This window comes from Pseudaminobacter soli (ex Li et al. 2025) (assembly GCF_003012705.1).
Taxonomy (GTDB): Bacteria; Pseudomonadota; Alphaproteobacteria; order Rhizobiales; family Rhizobiaceae; genus Pseudaminobacter; species Pseudaminobacter soli.
Genome location: NZ_PXYL01000099.1, coordinates 1 through 255 on the forward strand (window position 1 = coordinate 1; position 255 = coordinate 255).

The window sequence follows — 255 nt, forward strand, 5'->3', positions numbered from 1 at the left end:
CGCTCAAGAATGCCGATATAGCGGAGGCTTAAGCCCGACAGCCGTGCGAGTTCAATCTGGGTTAGGCCGCGCGCCCGGCGCAACTCGCGGAGATTGGTGGCAAAGACTACGCCGATACTGGCCTTGGCAGTCATTCTTCTCCCTCGATCCGCCACTTATCCTAAGGCAGGGCGCCCATCGAAGGTGGAAGTAGCGGCACGCAACGATTTCCGCAACCTGGTCAGACGACCGGGACGGACGTGCCCAAAGAAAAGG

1 protein-coding gene is annotated in these 255 nt (G+C 60.0%); it reads right to left on the bottom strand.

Translation table 11 applies throughout. The annotated features are described in order from the left end of the window. A partial coding sequence (locus tag C7I85_RS30840; RefSeq protein ID WP_146149042.1) for a helix-turn-helix domain-containing protein occupies positions 1–134 on the bottom strand: 134 nt, incomplete at its 3' end. Between the last annotated feature and the right edge of the window lie 121 nt (positions 135–255).